Source organism: Streptomyces sp. NPDC001406 (genome assembly GCF_042895285.1).
In the GTDB taxonomy this organism is placed as follows: Bacteria; Actinomycetota; Actinomycetes; order Streptomycetales; family Streptomycetaceae; genus Streptomyces.
In genome coordinates this window covers 662510-679408 of record NZ_JBIAWG010000002.1, presented here as the reverse complement: position 1 = coordinate 679408, position 16899 = coordinate 662510, and the positions used below count along the sequence as shown (strand labels likewise).

Genomic DNA, 16899 nt, shown 5'->3' with positions numbered 1-16899 from the left:
CATGTTGGTGAGCCTCGCAGGCGGCGGCAGCGCGTTCGTGATGATGCGCCGCCGCGGCAGTCGGAGGGCCTGTCGGCAGCGGCCCCCGGGACAGCTCCTGCGCTGAGACTGATCTCGGGCAGCGGAGGACTCGCTCCACCAAGCGAGCCGCAGGCCGATGGCCAAGGGGACGGCGAGCGCAGCGTACCGGGGGGGCGGACGCGACGCGGGCCAAGGTGGCAATCACCCCGAGGGCGAGCAGGGTGCCCGTGGTCGCCGCCGTGCCGAGGGCGATCAGGGCGGTCGCGGTGGGGAGCGATTTGGGCAGCGCCAGGGTGCGGCGGGCGGCTACCCGGTCGGCGACGAGCACCACGAGGACGAGCCGGCCGGCAGCGCCGGCGATTCCGGTGCGGCGGAAGGCCAAGAGCAACAGGGCGCCGACGGACGTGAGTTGGAGTGCGGGCCCAAAGAGCCATGCGGTGATCGCGAGATCGTGGAGGGTCGTGAGCCACGAGTTCTCGATGATCTCGCAGACGGTGACGGGCTGGTCGTCGGTGGGTCGTCGGCTCGTTTCCGGGTCTCGGCGAGCGTCTTGCGCAGGGTCAGGAGTTCGGCGACGGTGGCGTCGAGCTCGGCGATCCGCGCGTCGAGAAGGTCGCGGACAGCGGCGCACGGCGGCGTGCCGCGGTTTCGGACTGCGAGCACGTCGTGGATGTCGTCCAGGTGGAGGCCGAGGGTGCGGGCCCGGCGGATGAAGGTCAGCAGCTCGAGGTCCCGCTCGTTGTAGAGCCGGTAGCCGGCCTCGGTCCGCTCGGCGGTGGGGAGCAGGCACCGGGCTTCGTACACCCGTACCGCCTTGCGCGTGATGCCGGCGGCCTTGGCGGCCTGTCCGACGTCAGTCCTGGTAGCGCCATGGTCGCACCTCCTCCCCTTCATTCCTGACCTTGCCCCGGGGGCCGGGTTCTAGCGTCGAGGGCCGGCAGAGCCCGACGTGCTGCTGCGGCAAGACCATGGTCAAGAAGTCGGAGTAGGTACCGCGTGTGGGCCGTCGGCCCTACGCTGAGCAGAGCCGTCCCGGTGGTTCTCCCCCGTACCACCGGGACGGCTTCCGTACGTCCGTGGTCAGGTCGAGCCGTCGTCGGCACCGGTCACCGCGCGTGCGAGGAGCGTGCGGCGGGGCAGAGGTCGCCTCATCGGGGGCGGGGGCCTTCCTGGTCGGCCGGGTTGCGCGGACGGTCCCGATCGGCGGAGGCCTGGGGTGATCCGGTGGGTGGGCAGCAGGCAGAGCGGCCGGAGCGGCGGCGACGGACGACGGCGGTGACGGCGGTCAGCAGGAGCAGGGCCGCGGCGGCGATCACCCAGGGGTTGCCCAGGAAGCCGCCCAGTGCGCCGAGAACTCCGGCGGCGACGAGAGCCGGCCCGGCGCAGCAGACGAGTATCAGCAGGGCGGCTCCGATCCCCGCGGCGGCCATGCCGAGGCCGGAGGATTCTCGGTCGCGGCGCGGGGACCGGTGAGTGGCGGGCATGGCGGGGTGCTCCTCGCGGCTCTAGTCCTGGCTGTCGGGGATGCGGGTGCAACAGGTCAGGGCGGTGGCGTTGTCGGCGGCGAGCGAGCGGGCGAGGACGACCAGGTCGGCCACGCGTGGGTCGCCGACGGAGTAGCGCAGCTTCTTGCCATCGCGGCGGGCGGTGACGTAACCGCAGTCCACGAGGCAGGTCAGGTGCACGGAAACGCGGGGCTGGGAGATTCCGGCGTGCTTCACGCACTCGGCGGAGGTCCGCTCGCCGCGCAGGATGAACTCCAGCAGTTTCAGCCGGGTCGGGTCGGACAGGGCGCGGAAGAACTTTGCCACCGTGTCCAGATGGGTGCACGGCACGTCATCGGCGACCGGGGCGGGCGCGACGGGGCCGTTCAGGCGCTGGGGCATACGGCTGACCTCCACCACTGGAACTATTCGCCTAAGCGCATACTATGGAGCCGTTGACCTATTCGGCAACCCATATAGCAGCGAGTCCGGATCCCCGGGCTCGGCAGGAGGCAGTTGTGACCACGACGGCATCCGGTTTCGACCTGGCGGTCATCGGCTCCGGCTCGGCGGCGTTCGCCGCCGCCATCGCCGCCACCAACCACGGCAAGCGGGTGGTGATGGTCGAGCGCGGCACCATCGGCGGCACGTGCGTCAACGTCGGCTGCGTGCCCTCCAAGGCCCTGCTGGCCGCCGCCGAAGCCCGACACGGCGCTGCGGCGGCCGGCCGCTTCCCCGGGCTGGCCCCGGCCGACGTCCCGGTCGGCTTCGGTGAGCTGATCGGCGGCAAGGACGCCCTGGTCGGGCAGTTGCGGGCGGAGAAGTACACCGGCCTCGCCGCCGACTACGGCTGGGAGATCGTCCAGGGCACCGCCGCCTTCGCCGGGACCACCGAGAACCCCGTGCTGGACATCGCCCTGAACGGCGGCGGCACGCGGAGGATCGAGGCGGCCCACTACCTGATCGCGACCGGCTCCGCCCCCTGGGCCCCTCCCGTCGACGGCCTGGAACGGGCCGGCTACCTGACCTCGACCACCGCGATGGAACTCGACGCGCTGCCCCAGTCGATGGTCGTCGTGGGCGGCAACGCCGTCGGCCTGGAGCAGGCCCAGCTCTTCGCCCGCCTCGGCACCCATGTGACCGTGATCGAGGCCCTCGACCGGCTCGCCCCGTTCGAAGAGCCCGAAGTCTCCGCCGCGATCGAGGACGTCTTCGACAGTGAGGGCATCGCCCTGCTCACTGGCACGGCCCTGACTGCCGTCCAGCGCGACGGGCACGGCTACACCCTCACCGCCGACCGCGGTCATGCCCCCACCGAGCTGCGCGCCGAGCAACTGCTGATCGCCACCGGCCGCCGCCCCGTCACGACGGGGCTGAACCCCGATGCCGTGGGGGTCAAGACCGGCCAGCACGGTGAGGTGGTCGTCGACGACCACCAGCGCACCACCAACGAGCGGATCTGGGCGGCCGGCGATGTCACCGGAGGCCCGCAGTTCGTGTACGTGGCCGCCGCCCAGGGCACCCTCGCCGCCGACAACGCCCTCGCGGAAGCGAAGCGCACCCTGGACTACAGCGCGCTGCCCCGAGTCACCTTCACCAGCCCCGCCATCGCCGCAGTCGGCCTGACCGACGCCCAGGTCATCGAGGCCGGGCTGTCCTGCGACTGCCGCACCCTGGATCTGGCATACGTGCCACGCGCACTGGCCAATCGAAACACCCGCGGTCTGGTCAAGATCGTGGCCGAGGCGGGCACCGGCCGCCTGCTCGGCGTGCACGCCGTCGCCGATGGCGCCGGCGACCTGATCACCGCCGCCACCTATGCCCTCACGGCCGGGCTCACCGTCGACCGGCTCGCCCACACCTGGGCGCCGTACCTGACCATGGCCGAGGCCCTGAAGCTCACTGCCCAGACCTACACCGCCGACGTGGCCACGCTGTCCTGCTGCGCCGGGTGAAGAGACGGGGAGAGACGCTCATGACGTTCATGCAGCTGGGGCTGTCTGTCGGCGCGTCGTGTTCCGCGGATCCCGGACGGCCCCGGTCCATCGGGCGCGGAATCACCCTGACGCTTCCTGCGCCCCGACACGGTCTCCTCACCATCGGGTTGCTGTGGCCCAGGTAGCCGATCATGCGCGTGCGCGTACGGGACAGGAACCCGGCAGTCGGCGATCCGCTGGGGCGGGTCAGGCTCCGGGAGGCTGCTCCTCCTCGCCGCCCGTGTCGTGTCGTACCAGCCCCTCGGCGAATCCGCGCAACCGCTCGACCGCCTCAGGCTCCGGTACCGCCCGGCGGGAGAGCGCACTCTTGATCTTCTGGTAGGTCTCGGCCTCCAGCCCGCAGCGGCGGCAGTCCTCCAGATGCGCGGCCACCCGGCGGGCGGTGACCTCGTCGGTCTCCCCGTCCAGGTACGCCTGCAGGACCCGGGCCACCTGCATGCAGTTCAACCTGCGCTCGCCCGGCTCTCTCCGCTTCGACCACATGCTCACCGTTCACCTCGTCCCGGCACCAGCCCGGCCGCCGCCAGCCGCACGCGGATGCGCCTGCGCGCCCGGCGCAGCCGTCTGCTCACGATCGCCTCGCTCAGCCCCAGCAGCCCGGCCGCCTCCGCGTACGACAGGCCGTCGACATCCACCAGACGGACCACTTGCCGGTATGTGTCCGGCGGGGCGGCCAGGGCGGTGTCCACCACCTCGTGAAACGTCCCCCCGACCGCGACCGATTCCACCGGGTGCGCTGACACAAGTGTCGGTGACGGGCCAGGGCCGCCATCCCTGCCAACCGCAGGCAGAGATCCGCGCTCGTGGCGCCGATCGGCGCGCGCCTGATGCATGAGGGTCAGCAGCCAGTTCCGCGGCCGCTGCCCGTCGTACCGGTCGAACCTCCGGTATGCCTGCAGCAGGGTGTCCCGCGCCAGGTCCTCGGCGTGGTCCGCCCGCGCGGTCGGAGTCGTGGCCACCCGCAACAGCATCTCCGCCTCGGGCAGCACACACTGCGCGAACTCCTTCTCCCGCCCGACCCGGGCGTGCGGCAGCCGTTCCTCCACGTGACGGAAACCCTCCGTTCCCGACCAGCATTCCACTGCCGCGGAGATCGCGGCGGCACGACCGGAGACAGCCCCGGCATCTTCTGGTGCCGCCCGCTGTGCCGCGTTCGACACCGGCTGACGCTGCCGTCCACGACACAGCCTTGATCACTCTCCCGGCCGCAATACGGGTTCGGCCACCACACGGCGCAGCGGCAGTTCCAGGCGTCTCCCGGGCCGTGCCCAGTCGGCCAGGGCCCTCTTGGCCGCCCGGGCACGAGCCTCGCTGAGCCGGGGGAGGTAGAGGCCCTCGACGAGCAGAGCTACGGCCTGCGGTGTGTCGAGGCGGAGAGCGAACACACGTCGCTCGTCGGAACGGACGCGGAAACCAGAGCTCCGCAGCAGTGCCGCGAGGCCGTCACGGGCCCCGGGGTTGGGCCAGGGCTGGCACAGTGCCCGCAGCCTGTACATCACGCGAATCCAGGCGAGGGCTCCTGGCACCGAGAGCCCCGACTGGGCGGGCACCAGCGCGGCGAGCGTGCCGCCCGGGCGCAGTACGCGCCGGATCTCACCCAGTACCAGGGGCAGGGGGGTGAGGACGGGCAGGCACATCGAGGCGCAGACGGCGTCCGCGGACGCAGAGCGTACGGGCAGAGCCGTCGCGTCCGCCCGCACCAGTGGCCTGCGGCCGCGCCTGGCGGCCTCGGCGAGTTCGCCGGCGGAGGCGTCGACGCCGATCCAGCGCGCGTCCGGGAGCAGCTCCCGTAGGGGAGCCGATCCGCAGGCCAGGTCCACCACCGTGCCCGTCGGCGCAGGCAGTGCCCTCGCGAGCCACTTGTACGGGGAGGCGTCGGCGAGCCGGAAGAGCCGCTCGGTGATCCCCGGGCGGGTGTCGTGGTAGACGCCGAGGTAACGGCGCCAGTGCTGTTCGTCCAACGGGGTGGGCGGCCCTTCTGCCGGCAAGCGCATGGTGGTGCGCGCTAGCCGGCCTCGTCGCGCAACTGTTCCACCTTCGGCACCGTGATACGGCCCCGGGCGAGGCGGATCATCCCCTGGTCGGCGAACTGGTGCAGCACCTTGGTGACGGTCTCCCGGGACGTGCCGGCCACGGCGGCGAGCTGCTCGTGGGTGAGGGCCACCTGGGGGTGCTTGGCGCCCGGCCGCAGCGGCAGTCCCGAACCCTCATGCTCCGACATCAGGGTGAGCAGAGTGGTGGCGACGCGCTGGGGAACGGACTTGAAGACGCTGTCGGACAGTCGCTGTTCGAGGTCGGCGAGGCGTTGGCCGAGGATCTCGGTGATGCGTGTGGCGATGCGGGCGTCCGACAGCAGGAACCGGTCGACCTCAGCCCGGTGCATCACGCACACGGTGACGTCGTCGAGAGCTTCGGCGTAGTTGCCGTACATCCGCTGTCCGAGCAGCAGCATCTCCCCGAAGATCGTGCCAGGGTTGAGGATCGCGCAGGTCAGAGCCCGGCCGTCGGCGGAGACCCGGAAGATCCGCACCCGGCCGCGCTTGAGGATGAACAGCACCTCGCACGGCTGCTGCGGAATGTAGAGCATCTCCCCGGCGGCGTACGCCTTCATCGGGGCAGCAGCCGCGATGGCGTCCATCTCCCGCTCACTCAGATCGCGGAAGATGTCGACCTCGGAGAGGCACCACCTACGGTCCTCGCCCGTTCCGGTGGCGATCATCCTGGCAGTCTCCTCACGCCGTCCGGGTGCCCAGGGCGGCGGTGCCGCACCCCACGGGGGGCGGGCCAGCGCACCGGCGCTCTCGATCAGGCAGTAGCGGGCCCCGCTGTCGTCCGCGCAGCTGTCGTACGGCGGCGCGTCGGCGGCGGTCGGTTCCGCGGCTGAGGCCCGCAGGTCGTCGCCGGTCATGAGGAGGAGGGGCGGGTGACGACAACGGCATGGGTACGGAGGCGGGCGGAGGGCATCTGTGGCGTCATGGCGGGCCTCTTCCTCATGGAGCCGCTGAAACGTGCCTGCGGGTTGTCACCTGAACGGTAGTCCCGCCCTCGAGCCACCTTCTGTGACCGCGCTTACAGAGAGGAAGCCGACGGTGTGGCCACCGACCGGGGGTGAGATATGTAATCGCCGTCACATTCACGGAGGGGTGCCACTTCTAGCGTCGTCATCACAGCGGTATCCGCTGCGCGGACGTAAAGGAGAGACACATGGCGACCACGATGCAGGTTTCCCCCAGGACGGCGGTCATCCCGGCACATGCGGTCTGGGGCGGCGCGGCCGGCCTGGTGGGCGGCATCGGCTTCGGCATCTGGATGTCAGTGTCCAAGCCGATGATGAACACCCCGATGATCAAGATGGTGGCCGGTCTGCTCGGCTCCGACAGCGCCGTCGCGGGCTGGTTCATCCACCTCGCCATCTCGCTCACCGCCGGACTCGCCTTCGGCGTGCTCCTGGGCCACATGGCGCAGAAGACGGTGCCGGGTGCCGTCCTCGGCCTGGCCTACGGCGCAGTCTGGTGGGTCCTCGGCGCCCTGTGGATCATGCCCGCCGTTCTGCGCGTGCCCGTCTTCGAGTGGAACGCCGCCAGCCAGTCCAGCCTCGGTGGCCACCTCGTCTTCGGCCTGCTGCTCGGGCTGTCCTACTCGTTCATCGCGACGATGACGGGCAAGCGGGCGCAGAAGGGCTGAGTGCGGCGACCGACGGCGGCGCGCGAAGGAACCGCGAGGGGGTGTGTGATGGCTGCTGCGAAGGGTTTCCTGCACACACGCGAGCGGGCTTCGGCCCGCTCCACGCACAGCGCAGCCGACCACGGGAGGCGAGAGACATTTCCGAGAGCCCGAGCAGGTCGCTGTGCCCGTGGAAGGGCATCGCTCGCTACTACACTCTGTTCGCCACGCGGGACGCCGGCGCGGGCGAGCAACGGACGGTGATCCTCGCCCGTGCACCGGGGATCGCGGGCGCGCAGGCCGCGCTGACGCCGGTGTCGCTGCCGCCGATGGCGACGATGCGCTTACTGGCCACCGGGTGCCTCCGTAAGGAGAGATGACGGCGGGGCAGGGCGGACGCCCCGCCGTGCGTTGGGTGTCAGGCGAGGTGGTCGGCAAGCTCGCGTTCGAGGGCGGCCTTCGGCTTGGCGCCCACGATGGTCTGTACGACTTCGCCGCCCTGGTAGAGGTGCAGCGTCGGGATGGACATCACGCCGTAGCGGGCGGCGATGGCCGGGTTCTCGTCGATGTTGAGCTTGACAATCTCGATCTTGTCGCCGTGCTCGGCGGCGATCGCCTCCAGCGAGGGCGCCAGCTGGCGGCACGGGCCGCACCAGGCGGCCCAGAAGTCCACCAGAACTGGCTTGTCGCCGGCGAGGACGTCCTGCTCGAAGGAGTCCTCGGTGACGTTCTTGAGAGCCATGACGTGTCTCCGGGAAGTGTCAGACGGCGGTCGTGACCGGCTCGCCCGCCGTGTCGCCGCCGCTCAGGGCGGCGAGGTACCGCTCGGCGTCCAGGGCGGCCGCGCAGCCGGAGCCGGCCGCGGTGATCGCTTGCCGGTAGGTGTGGTCAACCACGTCGCCCGCGCCGAAGACGCCAGGGATGTTCGTGCGGGTCGCGGGGGATGCGACCTTGAGGTAGCCCTCGTCGTCCAGATCGAGCTGGCCGGTGACCAGGTCGGTGCGCGGGTCGTGGCCGATGGCGACGAACAGGCCGGTGGCCGGCAGGCGGGAGGTCTCGCCGGTGACGGTGTCGCGCAGGGTGAGCCCGGCGAGCTTGCCGCCGTCCTCGTGGATCTCGGCGACCTCGCGGTTGAATGCGAAGGAGATCTTCGGGTCGGTGAAGGCGCGGTCCTGCATGGTCTTGGAGGCACGCAGGGCGTCACGGCGGTGGACGATGGTCACGGAGCGGGCGAAGCGGGAGAGGAAGGTGGCTTCCTCCATCGCCGTGTCGCCGCCGCCGACGACCACGATGTGGTGCTCGCGGAAGAAGAAGCCGTCGCAGGTCGCGCAGTACGAGACCCCGCGGCCGGAGAGCGCGTCCTCGCCCGGCAGGCCCAGCTTGCGGTGCTGCGAGCCGGTCGCCACGATCACGGCCTTCGCCCGGTGGACCGTACCCACGCTGTCGGTGACGGTCTTGATGGTGCCGCCCAGGTCGACCTCGACGATGTCGTCGGGTACGAGCTCGGCGCCGAAGCGTTCCGCTTGGGCCCGCATGTTGTCCATCAGGTCCGGGCCCATGATGCCGTCGCGGAAGCCGGGGAAGTTCTCCACCTCGGTCGTCTGCACCAGCGCGCCGCCGGCCGTGACCGCGCCCTCGAAGACCAGGGGCTTGAGCGAGGCGCGGGCGGTGTAGAGGGCGGCGGTGTATCCGGCGGGGCCGGAGCCGATGACGATGACGTTGCGTATGTCCCCCGTCGAGCTCATGCCCGGGGCTCCGGCGCGATCTCCTTGATCAGGCCCTCGACCAGCACCTTGATCTCGTCCCGGATCGGACGCACGGCCTCGACGCCCTGGCCCGCCGGGTCGTCCAGCTGCCAGTCCAGATACCGCTTGCCGGGGAAGACCGGGCAGGTGTCGCCGCAGCCCATGGTGATGCAGACGTCGGACTCCTTGACGGCGTCGACGGTGAGCATCTTCGGGACCTCGGCGGAGATGTCGATGCCGACCTCGGCCATGGCCTGGACGGCGGCCGGGTTGACGCCTGCGCCGGGGCTGGAGCCGGCGGAGCGGACCTCGACGCGGTCCCCGGCCAGGTGGGTCAGCCACGCGGCGGCCATCTGGGAACGGCCGGCGTTGTGGACACAGACGAACAGCACGGAGGGCTTGTCGGACATCAGAGGTCTCTCTTGTCTCGCAACAGAACGGGGGACATATCAGTACCCGGTGGTGTCAGTCACCGCTGATGTGACAGTATCAGTCCATGATGACGTCAGTCGACACTGATCTGATCCGGGTTCTGGCCGACCCGCTCAGGCTCCAGATCGTGACCCTGCTCGCCCAGGAGACGCTGTGCGCCACCCACCTCGTGGAGGAGACCGGTGCCCGGCAGACCAACCTCTCCAACCACCTGAAGGTGCTGCGCGAGGCCGGGGTCGTCGAGACGGAGCCGTGCGGCCGGTACACGTACTACAAGCTGCGCCCGGACGTCATCGCCTCACTCGCCGGTCAGTTCGCCGACCTGGCCGAGTCCGCTCGCGCCGCCGCAGAGAACAAGAGGGCCTGTCCATGACCCCCGCCGAAGCCGCCCCGACCGAGGAATCCGCGCCGGCCGTGCCTGCGCCTGGGTCCGTCGCGCCCACGCCGGGTGCCACCCCGCCGCGTGCCCCGTTGGTCGCCCGGGCCGCCGCCGAACTCATAGGCACCGCGGCACTGGTGGCGGTCGTGGTCGGCTCCGGCATCCAGGCCACCGAACTGACCAAGGACGTCGGCCTGCAACTGCTCGCCAACTCCACGGCCACCGTCTTCGGCCTCGGCATCCTGATCCTTCTGCTCGGCCCGGTCTCCGGCGCCCACTTCAACCCGGTCGTCACCCTGGCCGAGTGGTGGACCGCCCGCCGGGGCGGTGCCGGGGTCACCCTGCGCGAGGCTGCCGTGTACCTGCCCGCGCAGATCGTGGGCGCCATCGCGGGCGCGATCCTGGCGGACGCGATGTTCGGCGAACCTCTGGTGAAGTGGTCCACCCACGACCGCTCCGCCGGACACCTGCTCCTCGGCGAGATCGTCGCGACGGCCGGCCTGATCCTGCTGATCTTCGGCCTCGCCCGCGCCGACCGCCTGCACTACGCCCCCGTGGCCGTCGCCTCCTACATCGGCGCCGCGTACTGGTTCACGTCGTCGACGTCCTTCGCCAACCCGGCGGTGACGATCGGCCGCGCCTTCACGGACACCTTCGCGGGCATCGCGCCGGGCTCGGTTCTGGGCTTCATCGGCGTGCAACTCGTGGGCGCCGTGGTCGGACTGGCTCTGGTGGCGCTCATCTTCATGCCCGGACGATCGGCGGAATGAGCCACAGTACGCAGGTGGTGGTGATCGGCGGCGGCCAGTCCGGGCTCGCCGCCGGCTACCACCTGCGCCGCCTGGGCCTCGACTTCGTCATCCTCGACGCCCAGGCCGCACCGGGCGGCGCCTGGCAACATGTCTGGGACTCATTGCGCCTGTTCTCCCCGGCCGCCCACTCCTCGCTGCCCGGCCGCCTCATGCCACCCCAGCCCAGCGAGACCTACCCCGACGCGCAGCACGTGGTGGAGTACCTGGCCGGCTGCGAGAAGCGCTACGAGCGGCCCGTACGCGTCCTCGGCGTCCACCGGGACGGCCAACTCCTGCGCGTGGAAACCGACTCCGGCACCTGGCACGCCCGCGCCGCAATCAGCGCGACCGGCACCTGGTGGCGGCCTTTCGTCCCCAATGTCCCCGGCCAGGCGACCCTCGAGGGCCACCAGTTGCACACGGTGGAGTACCGCAGCCCCGCCGACGTCGCAGGCCAACGCGTGATCGTGGTGGGCGGGGGCAACTCCGGCGCCCGGATCGCCGCCGACCCGGCGCACGACACATGTGGAACAGCAGCTGCTCGTTGGTCCACCGGGTGCCGTCGGTGAGCCGGCCCAGGTCGGTCTCGGTGGCGTGATCGAGGAGCTGGTGGAACGCCGTACGGGCTCGCTCCATCTCCTCGTGGACGGCCTTGCGGTCCATCGCGGACTCGCTCAACGAACCCACCTCCGCTCTGCAGAGCGTGCTCAGCCCATGGTGCCGAGCATCTGCCCCATCGCCGCGACCACCGACGGTTCCACCCGGTAGTAGACCCAGGTGCCGCGCCGATCGGAGGTGAGCAGCCCGGCTTCCTTGAGCTTCTTCAAGTGGTGGGAGACGGTCGGCTGTGAGACGCCGACGTCGGAGATGTCGCACACGCACGCCTCGCCACCCTCGTGCGAAGCGACCAGCGAGAACAGCCTCAACCGCACCGGATCGCCGAGCGCCTTGAACATCCGGGCGGTCTTCTCCGCCTCCTCGGCGGTCAGCGGACGCTCGGTGAGCGGCGGGCAGCACGGCGCCACGGCCTCGGAGACCTCGGGCTCCAGCAGCGGCAGCACCTTCGCATTCGACATCTATCTATGTTGACATACATCGAACCAAGATGGCGAGGGGCGGTTTGCCCCAGCCGAGAGAGCCGTGCCGCGACACGATTATTCACCCCACCCGCCGATTTCGACAGATGTCTATGTTGACGTTTATCGATACAAGTGCCAAGCTGACCGCGCAAGTCATCGACGAATGTCGAAACAAAGGGGAACCCCGTGGCTGTGTCCACCAATAGCGTGCCCGCCACCGGCCAACTGCCGGTCGTCGTCATCGGCGCCGGCCCCGTGGGCCTGGCCGCCGCCGCGCATCTCGTCGAGCGCGGCATCGAACCGCTGGTCCTGGAAGCCGGCCCCACCGCCGGTTCCGCAGTTCGCGACTGGGCGCACGTGCGGCTGTTCTCGCCGTGGGCCGAGGTCACCGACCCGGCCGCCGAGAAGCTCCTCGCCCCCACCGGCTGGACCCGCCCTGACGGTGCCACCCACCCCACCGGCGGCGACTGGGCCGAGCAGTACCTCCAGCCGCTCGCCGACGTCCTCGGCGACAAGATCCGCTACGGCGCGACGGTCACCGGTGTGGCCCGAGCCGGCCGTGACCGCATCGTCGACTCCGGCCGCGACGAGCAGCCCTTCACCCTCCACATCCAGCTCGCCGACGGACGCGAGGAGCGGATCAGCGCCCGCGCCGTCATCGACGCCTCCGGCACCTGGTCCACCCCCAGCCCGGTGGGTGCCGACGGCCTTCCCGCCCTCGGCGAGAAGACCGCCGCCGAGCGCATCACCTATCGCGTCCCCGACCTGGGCGACCCGGCCGTACGGGCCCGTTACGCGGGCAGGCGCACCGCCGTCGTCGGTTCCGGCGCCTCCGCCTTCACCGCCCTCGCCCTCCTCGCCGACCTGGCCAAGCAGGACGACGGGACGCACGCGGTGTGGATCCTGCGCCGCGGCATCGGCGCGAACACCTACGGCGGCGGCGAAGCCGACCAGCTGCCCGCGCGCGGCGCCCTGGGCCTGCGCGCCAAGGCCGCCGTCGAGGCCGGCCACGCGAGCGCGGTCACGGGATTCCGCACACAGGCTGTGGACCGGGACGGCGACCGGCTCGTCCTGGTCGCGGAAGACGGCCGCCGCCTCGACCCGGTCGACGAGGTCATCGTCCTGACCGGGCTGCGCCCCGACCTGTCCTTCCTCTCCGAGGTCCGCCTCGGCCTCGACGAGCGGCTCCAGGCCCCCACCGCCCTCGCCCCGCTCATCGACCCCAACGTCCACTCCTGCGGCACCGTCTACCCGCACGGCGTCAACGAGCTCTCCCACCCCGAGCAGGGCATCTACCTGGTCGGCATGAAGTCCTACGGCCGCGCCCCGACCTTCCTCGCGATGACCGGCTACGAGCAGGTCCGCTCGATCACCGCCGCGATCGCGGGCGACCGGGAGGCCGCCGAACGCGTTGAGCTCACCCTCCCGGAGTCGGGGGTGTGCGGCGGTGCGGGCCTCTTCGACGAGCCGGAGAACGCCGAGCAGTCCGGCGGGGGATGCTGCGCGGCCCCCGCCACCCTCCAGATCGGCATCAGCGCCCCGACCGCTTCCTCCGGCGGCTGCTGAACACCCCACCCACCCAAGGAGGTTCGCCATGACGTCCCGCGTTCAGCTCGCTCTCCGCGTTCCGGATCTCGACGCGTCCATCGCCTTCTACAGCAAGCTGTTCGGCACCGAACCCGCCAAACTCCGCGACGGTTACGCCAACTTCGCCATCACCGAGCCTCCGCTCAAGCTCGTCCTCATCGAAGGCACCGCAGGCGAGGCGACCCGCATGGACCACCTCGGCGTCGAGGTCGACAGCACCGAGACCGTCCACGCCGCCACCACCCGCCTGAGCGAGGCCGGCCTGGCCACCGACGTGGAGAGCGACACCACCTGCTGCTACGCCCTCCAGGACAAGGTCTGGGTCCACGGCCCCGGCGAGGAGCCCTGGGAGGTCCACGTCGTCAAGGCCGACGCCGACTCCCTGGCCAAGCAGCAGGGCAGCACCTGCTGTACCAGCTCTACGGATACCGACACGAAGGAACCGGCCGTCGCGGGCGGCTGCTGCTGATCCGCCGATGACCGACCTCCACACCAGCGAGGCCGTGACCGGTACGGGAGACCGGTCACGGCTTCGTGCCGCCCTGCCCGCCCTGTGCGCCACCCAGATCACCAGCTGGGGGATCGTCTACTACGCCTTCCCCGTACTGAACCCCCATATCACCGCGGCCACGGGCTGGTCGGCCACCGCCACCACCGCTGCCTTCTCGGGCGCGCTCCTGGTCTCCGCCCTCACCGGCATCCCGGTCGGGCGCACCCTCGACCGCCGAGGCCCGCGTGCAGTGATGACCACCGGCTCCGTCCTGGGCGTCGTCGCCGTGCTGGTCATCGCCTGTGCAGCCAACCTCGTGGTCTTCACCGCCGCCTGGTTGTTGGCCGGCGTGGCCATGGCCGCCACCTTCTACCAGCCCGCCTTCGCCGCCCTGACTCGATGGTGGGGAAGCGACCGCGTCCGTGCCCTCACCATCGTCACCCTGGCCGGCGGCCTCGCCTCCACCGCCTTCGCCCCGCTGACCGCCGCGCTCGCCGAGCACCTGAGCTGGCGCACCACATACGCCGTACTCGCCCTGCTCCTGGCGCTCGTGACCATCCCCGCCCACGCCTTCGCGCTACGAGCCCCCTGGCCGCCCGCACCGGCGTCACCTTCCCAACGGGACGCCCACAGCAGGTCGGTGGCCCACAGCCGACCGTTCCTGATGCTCGCCGCCGCGCTCACGCTGAACAGCTTCGCCATGTACGCGGTCGTCATCGCCCTCGTGCCCCTGCTGATCGCGCGCGGCGCCGGCCCCACCGCTGCCGCTTGGACCCTCGGCCTGGGCGGCGCAGGCCAGACCATCGGCCGTACCCTCTACGCCGCCCTCACCCGCCAGACCGGCGTCACGACCCGGACCACCATCCTGATCGCCCTGGGTGGGACCACCACCGCTGCGTTCGCGATGGTCTCCGGCCCCTTCCTCCTGCTCGTTGGTATCGCGATCGCGGCCGGCATGGTGCGCGGCAACCTCACCCTGCTCCAGGCCACCGCCGTCACCGACCGCTGGGGAACCACCCACTACGGGCGTCTGTCCGGACTGCTGGCCGCGCCCGCCACCGTCGCGTCCGCCTTGGCGCCGTTCGCGGGAGCAGCGCTGGCGGGACCGCTCGGCGGCTATCCCGGCCTGTTCATCGTGCTCGCGTCGGCCTCCGCCGCAGCAGCCCTCTGCGCGGTGGGCGGCTCACCATGCCGCCCCGACAGCACGTCCGCGAGCCTGCACTGAACGTGGGCTGCCCGAGCCCCGGATCGGTCCACGCACGGGGTGCCCGCGTCGGCCCAGCCGACGGGCCTCCTCACCGTCAACACCGCCCGCCCCGAACGGAACCCACGCCGAGGATGCCACCGGCCTCCGGGCATGCGGTCAGAGCCAGCCGTTGCGCTTGAAGTTGCGGTGGAGAAGGAAGCAGGCGGTGGCGATGACGCCGAGGGCCAGGGGGTAGCCGAAGGTCCAGTGGAGTTCGGGCATGTGGTCGAAGTTCATGCCGTACAGGCCGCAGACCATGGTGGGTACGGCGATGATCGCGGCCCAGGCGGTGATCTTGCGGGCGTCCTCGTTCTGGGCGACGGCGACCTGGGCGAGGTGGGCCTGGAGGATCGAGTCGAGCAGGGCGTCGAAGGAGGTGATCTGCTCGGTGACGCGGGCGAGGTGGTCGGCGACGTCGCGGAAATAGGGTCGTATGCCGGGGTCGACGGTGCGCGGCGGCTTGGTCCAGAGCGTCTCCAGCGGGCGGGCGAGAGGGACCACGGCCCGCTTGAGCTCCAGGAGTTCACGCTTGAGCTGGTAGATGCGGCCGGCGTCCGCCGTCTTCACGCCCTGCGGGGAGAAGACGGCGGACTCGACGGCGTCGATGTCGCTCTGGACGGCGTCGGTGACGCTCACGTAGTCGTCTACGACGTGGTCGGCGATGGCGTGCAGGACGGCGGAGGGGCCCTTGCCCAGCTGCTCCGGCTCGGCTTCCAGGTCCTCGCGCAGCGGGCCGAGGGAGCCGTGCCGGCCGTGACGAACGGTGACGACGAAGTCGGGGCCGGTGAAGACCATGATCTCGCCGGTGTCGACGACCTCGCTGGTGGCGGTCAGCTGCTCGTGCTCGACGTAGGTGACGGTCTTGAAGACGGCGAACAGGACGTCGCCGTAGCTCTCCAGCTTGGGCCGCTGGTGGGCCACCACGGCGTCCTCGACGGCCAGCGGGTGCAGATCGAAGAGTTCGGCGACGCGCGTGAACTCCGTCTCGGTCGGCTCGTGCAAGCCCAGCCAGACGAAGCCGTGGCCGCGCTCGCGTACCTGCCGGACCGCCTCCTCGACCGTGTCCGTGCCAGGCTGGCGGACGCCGTCGCGGTAGATGACGCAGTTGACCACCGAGGAGCCGAGCGGGGAGCGGGCCGGGTGGCTGAGGTCCACTCGGCGGCGGTTCCGCCGTGTCAGTCGGGCCACTTTGCGCAGGTTGCCGACCATCGACATTGCGGGGTTCTCCTTCACCGGGCCGTAGGGTCCGGACAGTGTGCCAGACGGTCGTAAAGCGAAGGTCAGAGCCAGTGCAGCTCGGGCATGTGGTCGAAGTTCATGCCGTAGACGCCCGCGATGGCGACGGGTACGGCGATCAGCGCGGCGGCGGCGCTGATGCGGCGCATGTCGTGGTTCTGCTGGATGCCGGTCTGGGCGAGGGCCAAGGACAGGGCGTTGTCGACGAGTTCGGTCAGGGCGGTGACACGGTCGGCGGCCGGGGTGCGGTGGTCGGCGACGTCGCGGAAGTAGGCGGCCAGTTCCCTGTCGACGCCGGGGACGCGGCGCTCGGCCCACCGGGCTGCGGGTACGCCGCGCCGGCGACGAGACCACCAACCTGCGGGCCGCCGTCGCCCTCAGCTGCGACCCCGCCCGCAGCCTGGAACAGCTCATCGCTCGGCTGTCGCTGGAGCCGGGTGTGCGGAATCTGCACTGGCACCTCGACGACACGTCCCTCGACACGGAACGGGAGGCGGCGGTCGCATGAGCGACATCGCCGTACTGCGCGCCCGCTGGGCCGCCCGTCAGCCGGCCGAGGACGCCTCGAAACTGGCCGCCGGCTCCGCGGGCGCCTACCAGGTCGGTCTCGCCTCGCGCACCGCCGACCTGCGAAGGGCCGCGCTGGCCGCCTGAATCTCCGGCGTGCCGGAACATGTCGTCGCGGCCGACGGACGTGTACCCGTGACCGTCGTGCACGGGTGGATCGAGGCAGCGTTCTCACCAGGGCG

At 71.1% G+C, this 16899-nt stretch carries 21 protein-coding genes and 2 pseudogenes; 10 read left to right on the top strand and 13 right to left on the bottom strand.

The genetic code is table 11. The features are described 5' to 3' along the window. Positions 1 to 327: 327 nt before the first annotated feature. The 3 genes from ACFY1J_RS07180 to ACFY1J_RS07170 all read right to left on the bottom strand — a co-directional run bounded on the left by ACFY1J_RS07180 (position 328) and on the right by ACFY1J_RS07170 (position 1907). Positions 328 to 915, bottom strand: a complete 588-nt coding sequence (locus tag ACFY1J_RS07180) for a MerR family DNA-binding protein (RefSeq protein ID WP_390730820.1) — start codon at positions 913 to 915, stop codon at positions 328 to 330. Positions 916 to 1169: 254 nt separating this feature from the next. Further along, complete coding sequence (locus ACFY1J_RS07175; RefSeq protein WP_390707169.1) at positions 1170 to 1505, bottom strand: hypothetical protein; 336 nt, start codon at positions 1503 to 1505, stop codon at positions 1170 to 1172. Between the two features lie 21 nt (positions 1506 to 1526). Continuing rightward, positions 1527 to 1907: an ArsR/SmtB family transcription factor gene (locus ACFY1J_RS07170; protein ID WP_390707170.1), complete on the bottom strand. Its 381-nt coding sequence runs from the start codon at positions 1905 to 1907 to the stop codon at positions 1527 to 1529. A gap of 116 nt (positions 1908 to 2023) precedes the next feature. Between ACFY1J_RS07170 and merA the strand changes: the two genes are divergently transcribed. Continuing rightward, positions 2024 to 3460: a mercury(II) reductase gene (gene merA, locus ACFY1J_RS07165; RefSeq protein WP_390730819.1), complete on the top strand. Its 1437-nt coding sequence runs from the start codon at positions 2024 to 2026 to the stop codon at positions 3458 to 3460. A gap of 228 nt (positions 3461 to 3688) precedes the next feature. Here merA and ACFY1J_RS07160 read toward each other — a convergent pair whose 3' ends face one another. From ACFY1J_RS07160 to ACFY1J_RS07145, 4 genes are all read right to left on the bottom strand, one after another. Then, a complete protein-coding gene (locus ACFY1J_RS07160) occupies positions 3689 to 3940 on the bottom strand; it encodes an anti-sigma factor family protein (RefSeq protein ID WP_390707172.1) in 252 nt (83 codons plus the stop codon). A gap of 47 nt (positions 3941 to 3987) precedes the next feature. Then, positions 3988 to 4548, bottom strand: a complete 561-nt coding sequence (locus ACFY1J_RS07155; RefSeq protein WP_390707173.1) for a sigma-70 family RNA polymerase sigma factor — start codon at positions 4546 to 4548, stop codon at positions 3988 to 3990. A gap of 147 nt (positions 4549 to 4695) precedes the next feature. After that, entirely contained in the window at positions 4696 to 5496 is an 801-nt protein-coding gene (locus tag ACFY1J_RS07150; RefSeq protein WP_390730818.1) for a class I SAM-dependent methyltransferase, read from the bottom strand. Between the two features lie 11 nt (positions 5497 to 5507). Beyond that, positions 5508 to 6410, bottom strand: a complete 903-nt coding sequence (locus ACFY1J_RS07145; protein WP_390730817.1) for a Crp/Fnr family transcriptional regulator — start codon at positions 6408 to 6410, stop codon at positions 5508 to 5510. 296 nt (positions 6411 to 6706) lie between these two features. Here ACFY1J_RS07145 and ACFY1J_RS07140 point away from each other — a divergent pair, with 296 nt between their 5' ends. Then, on the top strand, positions 6707 to 7186 hold the full coding sequence (locus tag ACFY1J_RS07140; protein ID WP_390730816.1) for a hypothetical protein: 480 nt from the start codon (positions 6707 to 6709) through the stop codon (positions 7184 to 7186). 397 nt (positions 7187 to 7583) lie between these two features. Here ACFY1J_RS07140 and trxA read toward each other — a convergent pair whose 3' ends face one another. Genes trxA through ACFY1J_RS07125 form a run of 3 tightly spaced genes read right to left on the bottom strand, consistent with a single transcriptional unit; the run spans position 7584 to position 9320 of the window. Beyond that, the gene (gene trxA / locus ACFY1J_RS07135) at positions 7584 to 7907 is read right to left on the bottom strand and encodes a thioredoxin (protein WP_390707177.1); all 324 of its coding nucleotides are present in this window, start codon (positions 7905 to 7907) and stop codon (positions 7584 to 7586) included. Between the two features lie 19 nt (positions 7908 to 7926). Further along, on the bottom strand, positions 7927 to 8910 hold the full coding sequence (gene trxB / locus ACFY1J_RS07130) for a thioredoxin-disulfide reductase (protein ID WP_390707178.1): 984 nt from the start codon (positions 8908 to 8910) through the stop codon (positions 7927 to 7929). Continuing rightward, positions 8907 to 9320: an arsenate reductase ArsC gene (locus ACFY1J_RS07125; RefSeq protein WP_390707179.1), complete on the bottom strand. Its 414-nt coding sequence runs from the start codon at positions 9318 to 9320 to the stop codon at positions 8907 to 8909. The genes trxB and ACFY1J_RS07125 overlap by 4 nt, the downstream gene beginning before the upstream one ends. An 86-nt stretch (positions 9321 to 9406) precedes the next feature. On the opposite strand from ACFY1J_RS07125, the gene ACFY1J_RS07120 reads away from it, so the two are divergent. The 3 genes and pseudogenes from ACFY1J_RS07120 to ACFY1J_RS07110 form a co-directional block, all read left to right on the top strand. Further along, entirely contained in the window at positions 9407 to 9715 is a 309-nt protein-coding gene (locus ACFY1J_RS07120; protein ID WP_390707180.1) for an ArsR/SmtB family transcription factor, read from the top strand. After that, positions 9712 to 10491 carry an aquaporin gene (locus ACFY1J_RS07115; RefSeq protein WP_390730815.1) on the top strand — a complete coding sequence of 260 codons (780 nt, stop codon included), beginning with the start codon at positions 9712 to 9714 and terminating at the stop codon, positions 10489 to 10491. Before ACFY1J_RS07120 ends, ACFY1J_RS07115 begins: the two co-directional genes overlap by 4 nt. Next, positions 10488 to 11036, top strand: a pseudogene (locus ACFY1J_RS07110) (NAD(P)-binding domain-containing protein); the annotation flags it as partial. The gene ACFY1J_RS07115 and the pseudogene ACFY1J_RS07110, both read left to right, overlap by 4 nt. 183 nt (positions 11037 to 11219) lie before the next feature. On the opposite strand, the gene ACFY1J_RS07105 reads toward ACFY1J_RS07110, so the two are convergent. Next, positions 11220 to 11588, bottom strand: a complete 369-nt coding sequence (locus ACFY1J_RS07105; RefSeq protein WP_390707182.1) for an ArsR/SmtB family transcription factor — start codon at positions 11586 to 11588, stop codon at positions 11220 to 11222. Between the two features lie 195 nt (positions 11589 to 11783). Here ACFY1J_RS07105 and ACFY1J_RS07100 point away from each other — a divergent pair, with 195 nt between their 5' ends. Genes ACFY1J_RS07100 through ACFY1J_RS07090 form a run of 3 tightly spaced genes read left to right on the top strand, consistent with a single transcriptional unit; the run spans position 11784 to position 14893 of the window. Then, positions 11784 to 13157 carry an FAD-dependent oxidoreductase gene (locus ACFY1J_RS07100; protein ID WP_390730842.1) on the top strand — a complete coding sequence of 458 codons (1374 nt, stop codon included), beginning with the start codon at positions 11784 to 11786 and terminating at the stop codon, positions 13155 to 13157. 28 nt (positions 13158 to 13185) lie between these two features. Further along, a complete protein-coding gene (locus ACFY1J_RS07095; protein ID WP_390730814.1) occupies positions 13186 to 13647 on the top strand; it encodes an ArsI/CadI family heavy metal resistance metalloenzyme in 462 nt (153 codons plus the stop codon). A 7-nt stretch (positions 13648 to 13654) separates the two neighbouring features. Beyond that, complete coding sequence (locus ACFY1J_RS07090) at positions 13655 to 14893, top strand: MFS transporter (protein WP_390730813.1); 1239 nt, start codon at positions 13655 to 13657, stop codon at positions 14891 to 14893. Between the two features lie 138 nt (positions 14894 to 15031). Here ACFY1J_RS07090 and ACFY1J_RS07085 read toward each other — a convergent pair whose 3' ends face one another. Together ACFY1J_RS07085 and ACFY1J_RS07080 are read right to left on the bottom strand one after the other, a co-directional pair. Beyond that, positions 15032 to 16129 carry a magnesium and cobalt transport protein CorA gene (locus ACFY1J_RS07085; protein WP_390707186.1) on the bottom strand — a complete coding sequence of 366 codons (1098 nt, stop codon included), beginning with the start codon at positions 16127 to 16129 and terminating at the stop codon, positions 15032 to 15034. A 65-nt stretch (positions 16130 to 16194) separates the two neighbouring features. Beyond that, positions 16195 to 16443: pseudogene (locus ACFY1J_RS07080) on the bottom strand (CorA family divalent cation transporter); the annotation flags it as partial. A 29-nt stretch (positions 16444 to 16472) separates the two neighbouring features. Between ACFY1J_RS07080 and ACFY1J_RS07075 the strand changes: the two are divergent. Together ACFY1J_RS07075 and ACFY1J_RS07070 are read left to right on the top strand one after the other, a co-directional pair. Then, on the top strand, positions 16473 to 16658 hold the full coding sequence (locus tag ACFY1J_RS07075) for a hypothetical protein (protein WP_390707597.1): 186 nt from the start codon (positions 16473 to 16475) through the stop codon (positions 16656 to 16658). Beyond that, the gene (locus tag ACFY1J_RS07070; RefSeq protein ID WP_390707187.1) at positions 16655 to 16804 is read left to right on the top strand and encodes a hypothetical protein; all 150 of its coding nucleotides are present in this window, start codon (positions 16655 to 16657) and stop codon (positions 16802 to 16804) included. Before ACFY1J_RS07075 ends, ACFY1J_RS07070 begins: the two co-directional genes overlap by 4 nt. Positions 16805 to 16899: the final 95 nt, after the last annotated feature.

Coding starts and splice junctions, on each gene's coding strand:
- ACFY1J_RS07170 (WP_390707170.1), bottom strand. CDS start 1,907: ATGCCCCAGCGCCTGAACGGCCCCGTCGCGCCCGCCCCGGTCGCCGAT.
- ACFY1J_RS07180 (WP_390730820.1), bottom strand. CDS start 915: ATGAAGGGGAGGAGGTGCGACCATGGCGCTACCAGGACTGACGTCGGA.
- ACFY1J_RS07115 (WP_390730815.1), top strand. CDS start 9,712: ATGACCCCCGCCGAAGCCGCCCCGACCGAGGAATCCGCGCCGGCCGTG.
- ACFY1J_RS07140 (WP_390730816.1), top strand. CDS start 6,707: ATGGCGACCACGATGCAGGTTTCCCCCAGGACGGCGGTCATCCCGGCA.
- ACFY1J_RS07175 (WP_390707169.1), bottom strand. CDS start 1,505: ATGCCCGCCACTCACCGGTCCCCGCGCCGCGACCGAGAATCCTCCGGC.
- ACFY1J_RS07085 (WP_390707186.1), bottom strand. CDS start 16,129: ATGTCGATGGTCGGCAACCTGCGCAAAGTGGCCCGACTGACACGGCGG.
- trxA (WP_390707177.1), bottom strand. CDS start 7,907: ATGGCTCTCAAGAACGTCACCGAGGACTCCTTCGAGCAGGACGTCCTC.
- trxB (WP_390707178.1), bottom strand. CDS start 8,910: ATGAGCTCGACGGGGGACATACGCAACGTCATCGTCATCGGCTCCGGC.
- ACFY1J_RS07125 (WP_390707179.1), bottom strand. CDS start 9,320: ATGTCCGACAAGCCCTCCGTGCTGTTCGTCTGTGTCCACAACGCCGGC.
- ACFY1J_RS07145 (WP_390730817.1), bottom strand. CDS start 6,410: ATGACCGGCGACGACCTGCGGGCCTCAGCCGCGGAACCGACCGCCGCC.
- ACFY1J_RS07070 (WP_390707187.1), top strand. CDS start 16,655: ATGAGCGACATCGCCGTACTGCGCGCCCGCTGGGCCGCCCGTCAGCCG.
- ACFY1J_RS07160 (WP_390707172.1), bottom strand. CDS start 3,940: ATGCAGGTGGCCCGGGTCCTGCAGGCGTACCTGGACGGGGAGACCGAC.
- ACFY1J_RS07105 (WP_390707182.1), bottom strand. CDS start 11,588: ATGTCGAATGCGAAGGTGCTGCCGCTGCTGGAGCCCGAGGTCTCCGAG.
- ACFY1J_RS07120 (WP_390707180.1), top strand. CDS start 9,407: ATGATGACGTCAGTCGACACTGATCTGATCCGGGTTCTGGCCGACCCG.
- ACFY1J_RS07090 (WP_390730813.1), top strand. CDS start 13,655: ATGACCGACCTCCACACCAGCGAGGCCGTGACCGGTACGGGAGACCGG.
- ACFY1J_RS07095 (WP_390730814.1), top strand. CDS start 13,186: ATGACGTCCCGCGTTCAGCTCGCTCTCCGCGTTCCGGATCTCGACGCG.
- ACFY1J_RS07150 (WP_390730818.1), bottom strand. CDS start 5,496: ATGCGCTTGCCGGCAGAAGGGCCGCCCACCCCGTTGGACGAACAGCAC.